This is a genomic window from Cyanobium sp. BA5m-21 (assembly GCF_024346235.1).
Classification (GTDB): Bacteria; Cyanobacteriota; Cyanobacteriia; order PCC-6307; family Cyanobiaceae; genus Cyanobium_A; species Cyanobium_A usitatum.
This window is the reverse complement of the sequence record NZ_JAGQCO010000075.1, coordinates 1-6,851: the sequence shown is the minus strand read 5'-3', so window position 1 is coordinate 6,851 and position 6,851 is coordinate 1. Positions and strand designations below refer to the sequence as shown.

General features: G+C 63.2%; 11 protein-coding genes. 4 read left to right on the top strand and 7 right to left on the bottom strand.

Annotation, left to right across the window (positions count from 1 at the left end):
• A partial coding sequence (locus KBY72_RS13670; protein WP_254993805.1) for a glycosyltransferase family 4 protein occupies positions 1 to 828 on the bottom strand: 828 nt, incomplete at its 3' end.
• A gap of 497 nt (positions 829 to 1,325) precedes the next feature.
• Here KBY72_RS13670 and KBY72_RS13665 point away from each other — a divergent pair.
• Positions 1,326 to 1,571, top strand: a complete 246-nt coding sequence (locus KBY72_RS13665; RefSeq protein ID WP_254960257.1) for a hypothetical protein — start codon at positions 1,326 to 1,328, stop codon at positions 1,569 to 1,571.
• Here the strand turns inward: KBY72_RS13665 and KBY72_RS13660 are convergent.
• From KBY72_RS13660 to KBY72_RS13640, 5 genes are all read right to left on the bottom strand, one after another.
• A complete protein-coding gene (locus tag KBY72_RS13660; protein ID WP_254993806.1) occupies positions 1,559 to 1,939 on the bottom strand; it encodes a nucleotidyltransferase domain-containing protein in 381 nt (126 codons plus the stop codon). The two genes, KBY72_RS13665 and KBY72_RS13660, sit on opposite strands and share 13 nt — an antisense overlap.
• Complete coding sequence (locus KBY72_RS13655; RefSeq protein WP_254993804.1) at positions 1,896 to 2,228, bottom strand: HEPN domain-containing protein; 333 nt, start codon at positions 2,226 to 2,228, stop codon at positions 1,896 to 1,898. The genes KBY72_RS13660 and KBY72_RS13655 overlap by 44 nt, the downstream gene beginning before the upstream one ends.
• Complete coding sequence (locus tag KBY72_RS13650; protein ID WP_254993803.1) at positions 2,225 to 2,407, bottom strand: hypothetical protein; 183 nt, start codon at positions 2,405 to 2,407, stop codon at positions 2,225 to 2,227. The genes KBY72_RS13655 and KBY72_RS13650 overlap by 4 nt, the downstream gene beginning before the upstream one ends.
• Before the next feature lie 43 nt (positions 2,408 to 2,450).
• Positions 2,451 to 2,729 carry a type II toxin-antitoxin system Phd/YefM family antitoxin gene (locus KBY72_RS13645; protein WP_254993802.1) on the bottom strand — a complete coding sequence of 93 codons (279 nt, stop codon included), beginning with the start codon at positions 2,727 to 2,729 and terminating at the stop codon, positions 2,451 to 2,453.
• A gap of 89 nt (positions 2,730 to 2,818) precedes the next feature.
• Positions 2,819 to 3,031, bottom strand: coding sequence for a hypothetical protein (locus tag KBY72_RS13640; protein ID WP_254960252.1), 213 nt, complete (start codon positions 3,029 to 3,031; stop codon positions 2,819 to 2,821).
• Between the two features lie 249 nt (positions 3,032 to 3,280).
• Here KBY72_RS13640 and KBY72_RS13635 point away from each other — a divergent pair, with 249 nt between their 5' ends.
• The 3 genes from KBY72_RS13635 to KBY72_RS13625 all read left to right on the top strand — a co-directional run bounded on the left by KBY72_RS13635 (position 3,281) and on the right by KBY72_RS13625 (position 5,643).
• A complete protein-coding gene (locus KBY72_RS13635) occupies positions 3,281 to 3,535 on the top strand; it encodes a type II toxin-antitoxin system Phd/YefM family antitoxin (protein ID WP_254960251.1) in 255 nt (84 codons plus the stop codon).
• 3 nt (positions 3,536 to 3,538) lie between these two features.
• Positions 3,539 to 3,826 (top strand): hypothetical protein, encoded by a 288-nt coding sequence (locus tag KBY72_RS13630; protein WP_254960250.1) that lies wholly within the window; start codon positions 3,539 to 3,541, stop codon positions 3,824 to 3,826.
• Between the two features lie 590 nt (positions 3,827 to 4,416).
• A complete protein-coding gene (locus KBY72_RS13625) occupies positions 4,417 to 5,643 on the top strand; it encodes an ATP-binding protein (RefSeq protein ID WP_254960248.1) in 1,227 nt (408 codons plus the stop codon).
• Positions 5,644 to 5,646: 3 nt separating this feature from the next.
• Here the strand turns inward: KBY72_RS13625 and KBY72_RS13620 are convergent, their stop codons facing one another.
• The gene (locus KBY72_RS13620) at positions 5,647 to 6,171 is read right to left on the bottom strand and encodes a hypothetical protein (protein ID WP_254960247.1); all 525 of its coding nucleotides are present in this window, start codon (positions 6,169 to 6,171) and stop codon (positions 5,647 to 5,649) included.
• Between the last annotated feature and the right edge of the window lie 680 nt (positions 6,172 to 6,851).

Genomic DNA, 6,851 nt, shown 5'->3' with positions numbered 1-6,851 from the left:
CCGCTGGTGCTGGGGCCCTTTACCGATAAACAGAAACTGGAAGCTGGGCTCGTCCTTAAGCAGCAGGGCCGCACCGAGCAGGGTGACCAGGTCGTGGCAACGGCCCTGGTTGCCGGAATAGAGCACGGTGAACGAGTGCTCTAAGCCGTGGCGACTCACAAACCAATTGCTGCTCTTAGCGAGGGGCTGAATCTCGGCTGGATCAGCCCAACTGGGAATCACATGCAGCCGGTCGGCCACGGCTGGGCAGTGGCGCCGCAGCCGCTCAGCCATGGGCTCGCTCAACACGATCACCTCTTGGGCATCGGCGTAGACGCAGCGGTTGAGCCGTCGCCAAAGGCGCATCAGCCAGTGGTCGCTGGGCAGCACACCGAGCTCGGCGAGTACATCGGGGTATAAGTCGTAAACCAGCACCAGATAGGGGGTGCGGGTGAGCTTGTAGAGCAGCCAGCCAACTAAGGGCAGGTAGGGCGGCTCGGAGGTGCAGAGCAGCAGATCGCCGCGGCGGGCGTAGCGCAGCAGGCGCAGGGAGATGCGCAGGCAGAAGAGCACGCCGTTAACGGCACGGCCACGGATCTGCTGGGGCCAGAGACGGGTAACGGAGGTGCGGCGAATGCAGCGGTTGGGCTCAAAGCTGATTGCCGGGGCGCTGTCTTGCGAATAGGCATAGGCGGGCTGACCGGTGAGCACCTGCATCTGCAAGCCGCGGGCAGCCAGGCGTGAGGTGAGGTCGTCGAGCAGCTGGCCGGTGGCGGCGTAATCGGGTGGAAAAAACTGGCTCACCACCGTGACGCGGCTAAAGCTGCTACGGCTTGCACGCCAACGCAAACGCGACTGAAATTTCTGCAACAAACGCCCGATATTCACAATAAAAACAGACGCCTTCGGCAGGGGCAACAAGGGCCGAACAAGATTATCTTGGGAATAGGAGAGCGCCAAGCAATCTCACAGCCAATCGAAAGGAATAATCTCAGCCAACTCTCAGCAAACAACAAACCAGGGGAAATTGATTTTGCTGGAGACCTTAGCCACAGACAGCAATTAACAGCTAAAAGCAAACTACTTTGAATAGTACATCGACGCCCTACCAAGAAACAGGTAGCAACCGTCACAAAAATGCCAGTGCCTCGACAAAAATTTTGGCCCCCGGCACGACCCGGGAGGCCTCAAATTATAATAAACAGCGCAGGATTTAGCCGACTATAATATGCAGAATATGCATAAGCCCTTGGCTTGACTAGGGATCGGTATGTAAGCAGCCGTAACAGCTCTCGGGGAGCGGCCTAAATCCGATCCAAGCTGTCCAGTGAGGCAGGGGCGAATGGATGACCTACTGGCGCTGGAATGCGGGCTTGAGCAGCGCGGAGATCCGCGAGCGGGTGGTGCTATCAGTGTTTCAACTCAACAACTCCATGGCTGCTGGCCCCAACTGTTCGCTGGTGCCGGTGGCGCAGCGGCTAGAGCGGCGGCGGCGGCCGGATCGCCGGCAGGCACAGAGCGCAGACTGGTTTTCCCTGCAGAACCAGCTGAGGAGAGGGGAGAGGCGCTTCTATGGAGCTCAGAGCGCCTGAGGGCCCCCAGGCGCCGGCGATGGCAGCCAGCGCAGATCGCGCTGCAGCTCGTGGCCCATGCGGCTGTCACCTGAGAGCAACGCCTGCAGTTCGGCCGGTGTTAGAATAAGGGCATCACAGCTGAGGGGCAGGCTTGCCAGCGGCCAGTACTGGAGCCGCTGATGTTGGGGGCCAGCGGCGGCGGCGTCGATCAGCAGCAGATCCAGATCACTGCCCACAGACGCCGTACCCCGTGCATAGCTGCCGAACAAGCCGACACGCTGGAGGCTGGGCCTTTGGCGGCGCTGAACGTCCGCCCAGGCCTGAACCTCCTGCAGCACCTGCTCAGGCCGGGGCCAGCGCAGAACTGATTGCGTCAACGAGCGCACGGGCATGGCGGAGGGCGTCTTGGCATTGCAGGCGGCCGAAGTGGTCCGTGGGAGCACCTTCAGGCAGGCTATCGGGATAGCGGGTGGGGATGTACAGGGCGTCGAGGATCCGGAGGCGATCCTCCAGGTCTTGCACCTCGGTGGCGAGGGCTTGGGCGATGGGGGGAGGCGAAAGCCGGGGGCGTAGCGGACCAGGCGGGAGGGTGGAGCCCAGCAGCAGGGCGTGGGAGTTGAGCGTTGGAACGACGACCAATAGGGAGGCTGGCATCAACACAGGCTGAGCGCTCACCAGAGGCTGTTCACATGGGTATGGGAGCGGATCTTGCTATCGGCGCTGATCAGGGGGATGGCCAATGCTCGGGCCTGGGCCACGAGGAAGCGATCGGCTGGATGGGAGGCCAGTACCGCCAGCCATCGCTCCACATCGAGGCCGAGGGCGAGCCGCCCACGGCTCACCAGCATGGCCACCTCCCATCAGCCCACCAGATCAGCACATGCGTGTCGATCAGGATCACGCCAGCTCGTTCCAGTCGTTGCTATTGACCACGGGCTCGAAGGGGTCGTCAAAGCGGAGCACTAAACCGCGCAGGGTCTCCAGCGGATCAAGGTCAGTGGGAGGAGCTGGCCGATAGGGGCGCACCTCGACGCAAGGGCGGCCGTGGTTGGTCACCAGCAGCGGTTGGCCGGTGGCCTCCACCAGGCGGAACAACGCAAGGGCATGGGTTTTGAAGTGGGACTTCGAAACCTGCTTTGGTGAATCCTGCGGAAGCGGTGCGGGGGAGGCGTGCATAAACCGTGCGCCATGACCATGGTCATAAGACTAGGGCGACCGGCAAATCACCTCCCCTGCTATCGCTCCCCCTTATCTCTCGCCAACAATCACCGCCGGATGGGGCCGAGGCGCAGTTCAAAGCCGGGGGAGCGGAAGTTGTGGTTGCCGGCGCAGAGGTAGGTGCCCTGGGAGAGGCACACCCGATCGCCGAGGCTGATGGGGGCGAGGTTGCCTGGCCAGGCGTCTTCCGCCAGCCAGCAGGCCGGGCTTGAGGCGGCAGGCGGAACCGGGCAGCCAGCGGGAGCTGAGCAGGGGGGCACCGCTGCAGAACCAGAGGCTGCGCAAAGGTAGGGAGGCGCCGGGGTGCCAATCGGGCGGGGTGCGGGTGCGGTTGAGCTGCTGAATCATGGCGATCAGCCGGATTTGGCGATGAGCTCAACGTCCGTGAGGCCCTCTCTGCATGTCCACCACCGCCTGGATGGTGGTGACGAGTCGCCAACAGCTCTGGCGGCTGGCAGCGCCTCATGATGCCGAGACCAGTCTGATAACTAGTCAGAAAGTGGATCCACATGGGGGTCTGGCCTGTGCAGCACGCCAAAGCGCGCTTCAGTGAATTGCTCGACGCCTGCCAGCGAGAGGGCCCCCAGGTGGTTTCGCGGCGCGGCACCCAAGCCGCGGTGCTGGTGCCCATCGAGCAATGGAACCGGCTGCAGGCTGCCGTCAGGCCCAGCCTCAAGCAACTGTTGCTGGCCCCGGATGCGCGCACGGAGGAGCTTGTGCCAGCCCGTGGTGGCGCCCGCCGCCGGCCTGTGGCGGAGCTGTAGAGCATGGCCTTTTTGCTCGACACCAACGTGGTCTCTGAACTGCGCAGGCAGCGCCCCCATGGCGGCGTCGTCGCTTGGATTGAGAGTGTCGCCGACGCCGAGCTCCATCTCGCCAGCGTGACCATCGGTGAGATCCAGGCCGGGATCGAATGCACCCGCGAACAGGACTCCGCAAAAGCCGGTGAGATCGAGCGCTGGCTCGATCAGGTGTGCACCACCTTCAACATCCTCACCCTGGATGGCCCAGCTCACGGTGGGCACCCGCAACGTGGGCGACTTCAGCCGCTTTGACGTGCCCCTGCTGAACCCATTCACGAGCCGCGAGCAGGGCGGGGGTGGGATCGAGCTGGCCATAGCTCGCGATCCAGCCTGAACGTTGAAGCCTGACATTCACCCGTACAGAATCAGAAACCCGCACACCAGGAGTGCCTGGCTGTAGCTGCCTCGATTGCAAACGCCTATTACGCGCATAAAAGCATAAAAAGGGAAAAACGGATGGGCGCTCTGAGCCGTGGGCGGGCTGGGCCGGGCGAGCTGCTGGTGCCGGCGTTGCCTGGCGGGCTCTAAATCGCAACAGCTGGCCTCACGAAGTGCAGCCGGAACGACTCCTGGGGTGGCGCCTCAGACCATCAAGTTTCCACAACCATGCGCTGGAAGGCGGGGGTGATGTGATGGCCGGCATCGAGGCTGAGGCCGAATTGCACTGCTCGGCGAAGGAATCAAAGGAGCGGTGGCCCGTAGCCAGCCCAAACCGTGGAATCACGGGTCGGCTCCTTGCTGGACCGTGATCAGGCCGGGCCAGGCGCCGGCTTTGTATTGCCAGATCAGCCAATACATGACCAGTATTGGCTGGTCGCAGCTCTTTGCCAATACGTCGCACCATGGCGCTGCCAAACCTCTGGAGCCTGTACAACCTGCGCTCCTCCCCTTACTTCCAGGCCACATTGCGGGCGGATTCGCAGGCCACGCCGCTGCGCCTGTTTGTGGGCCGGCAACGGGAGCGGCAGCTGCTGCTCACCACGATCGGAAGCAGTGCCAGCTCTAGACAGGCGGTGGCAGGCCGCCCGGGCATCGGCAAAACCACTCTTGTGCAAACGGTGAAGGCTGATGCCCAGGCGGGGGGCTACTGGAGCTCCGACGAGATCATCCCGATCAACGCCGAAGGCGCCAGCGAACACCTGCTCGGCCAGCTGCTCTCCGGCGTCTACGACGCCGTGCTGGCGAACTGCCCAACGGCAGCGGGACCCGAGGTGGAGGCCGCCCAACAGTTGGTGCGCAGCATCCGCCTGCGCGGCGGCAGCCAGAGCGAGAGCGTGGCCACGCCTCCGGGGGCGCTGCTGCTGGATGGTCCGCGGGTGTTGCGCGACCTGCTCCGCTACGCGATCGGCCAGGGCGCCCCCGGCATCGTGCTGCACCTCAACAACCTCGAAAATCTCAGTGAGGCAGACGCGTCGCGGGCGGCGGATCTGCTGCGGGGCATCCGCGATCAGGCCCTGCTGCACGACGGCCTGCATCTGATTGTGGTGGGCACCACCGATGCCGTACGCACGGTGGTGCAGAACCATACCCAGATCAGATCGGTGTTCAGCAATCCGGTGGTGCTGGAGCCGCTAGCGCTGAGGGATGTGGAGCAGTTGCTGGCCAATCGGTATGAGGCGCTGCAGCTTGATCCGAGCAGCCCCTGGCGTTCCCCCGTGGACATTGCCGTGGTGCAGCGGCTCTACGAGCTGTTCCGCGGCGATCTGCGCGGCCTGTTGAAAGCCCTGGAGGATGGAATCACAGCCCTGCTGGGGCTCACCAGCGCAGGGGCCGAGGTGACGCCAGTGGGGCTGGACGACCTGCTGCTCACACTGCGGCAACGAAACCAGGCCGAGCTACAGGAGCAGCTGGGCGACACCGCCTGGGAGCGGCTGCTGGGCTGGGCGAAGGAGGATTCGGCTTCGACCCAGACCCAGGCCCAGCTGGTGGACCTGTGGCAGGTGAAGCAACCCTCGGTGTCGCAGACCCTCCAGCAGTTGATTGAGGCCGGCGCCGTTGAGGCTTTGCCCCGCCGGGGACGGGAGGCGATTCAATATTTGATGACTGGCACGGCGCGATTGGCGCTGTAGTGATTAGGGGGGTGGGGGTTGGTCTCCTTCCTGGAGGGTGTCGTAGATCGCTTTCCAGATGAAACCGAGCAAGCCGACCACGACCCACACGGCAAAGCCGGCCAGCAGCAGCAGCCAGAACCAGGGGGAGGTGAACAGCAGGATCGCGATTCCGATGCCCAACAGCAACAGCAGGGTGGCCTTGACGGCATTGCGCCTGGAGGGTGCTGTGCAGGCCTGTTCAGGGCGGGGGGCCGTGGGCTCCGCTGGCAGGTCTGTGATGGTGGTGCGTGTGCTGCCGCGCCGGTTCAGCTCGGCATTGAGCTCGGCCAAGAGGGCGTCGCCGGTTGGGCTGTTCGCCGCGCTGGCCAACCTGTCCAAGCGAAGGTCTTCCTGTTCCCAGGCATAGCGCTTCACCATCAGATCAATGATGGGGTGCCAGTTGAGCTTGGCCAGGAAGCGCCGCCAGCCCGGCAGGGAGGCAAAGAAGGCCTCTCGGGAGCGGTAGATGTCTGGAAGCGGCCCGTCGAGGTCTGGGGGATGGTCCATGACACCTGCCCACTGATGCAGTCTCAAGGCTATCGAGGCCAGCGGCTTCAGCGCCGCAGCGTGCGGCGGATGTCCTTGAGCAGCAGCAGCAGGTGCACCGGATCGGTGGGTGAACGCTGGAACTCCGGGATCAGGTGCTCGTAAAAGCCCCTGTCCTTCATGGCGTTCGTCTACCCTCAGACGAGCCTGGCGTAGTAGGCAACGACCTGGGGCTGATCCACCTCGGTGACGACAAAAACGCGGGTGGTGCCAGCTCCATGGGCCTGCCGGGCCCCATCCACCAGCCAGGCCGTTCAAGCGAATGGCGAGGGCCGCTCCACCGGCCTTCTTTGCTCAAGAAAGCAGCTCTTCTAGTGCATCTCTGGTTTGCTCAGTATCACGAAGGATTTTGGCCAGTAAGCCAGGACCAAGATATTCCCCAGAATGAACCGGAATCACGGTGGCCCGAACCCAACCTTCCGCAGCGCCACAATTAACGCCTTACCTGTTACGGCCGAATATTTCGACACTTCTAAACTGTGACCCGCTGAACGCCAACGAAATCAAGTTGATCGGCTTGATTATCTTGAGCTTCAAGGCAAAGCTCAATTGCTTCCTTTATTCGGCCCATGAGTTCATCAAGAGACCGTGCCTGTGTGTGGCAACCTGCAAGAGCTGGCACACTCGCAACGTAAAAACCC

Bases quoted from the DNA above. Each gene is read 5' to 3' on its own strand.
- KBY72_RS13625 (WP_254960248.1), top strand. From the start codon at position 4,417: ATGGCGCTGCCAAACCTCTGGAGCCTGTACAACCTGCGCTCCTCCCCT.
- KBY72_RS13665 (WP_254960257.1), top strand. From the start codon at position 1,326: ATGACCTACTGGCGCTGGAATGCGGGCTTGAGCAGCGCGGAGATCCGC.
- KBY72_RS13645 (WP_254993802.1), bottom strand. From the start codon at position 2,729: ATGCACGCCTCCCCCGCACCGCTTCCGCAGGATTCACCAAAGCAGGTT.
- KBY72_RS13635 (WP_254960251.1), top strand. From the start codon at position 3,281: ATGGGGGTCTGGCCTGTGCAGCACGCCAAAGCGCGCTTCAGTGAATTG.
- KBY72_RS13630 (WP_254960250.1), top strand. From the start codon at position 3,539: ATGGCCTTTTTGCTCGACACCAACGTGGTCTCTGAACTGCGCAGGCAG.
- KBY72_RS13620 (WP_254960247.1), bottom strand. From the start codon at position 6,171: ATGGACCATCCCCCAGACCTCGACGGGCCGCTTCCAGACATCTACCGC.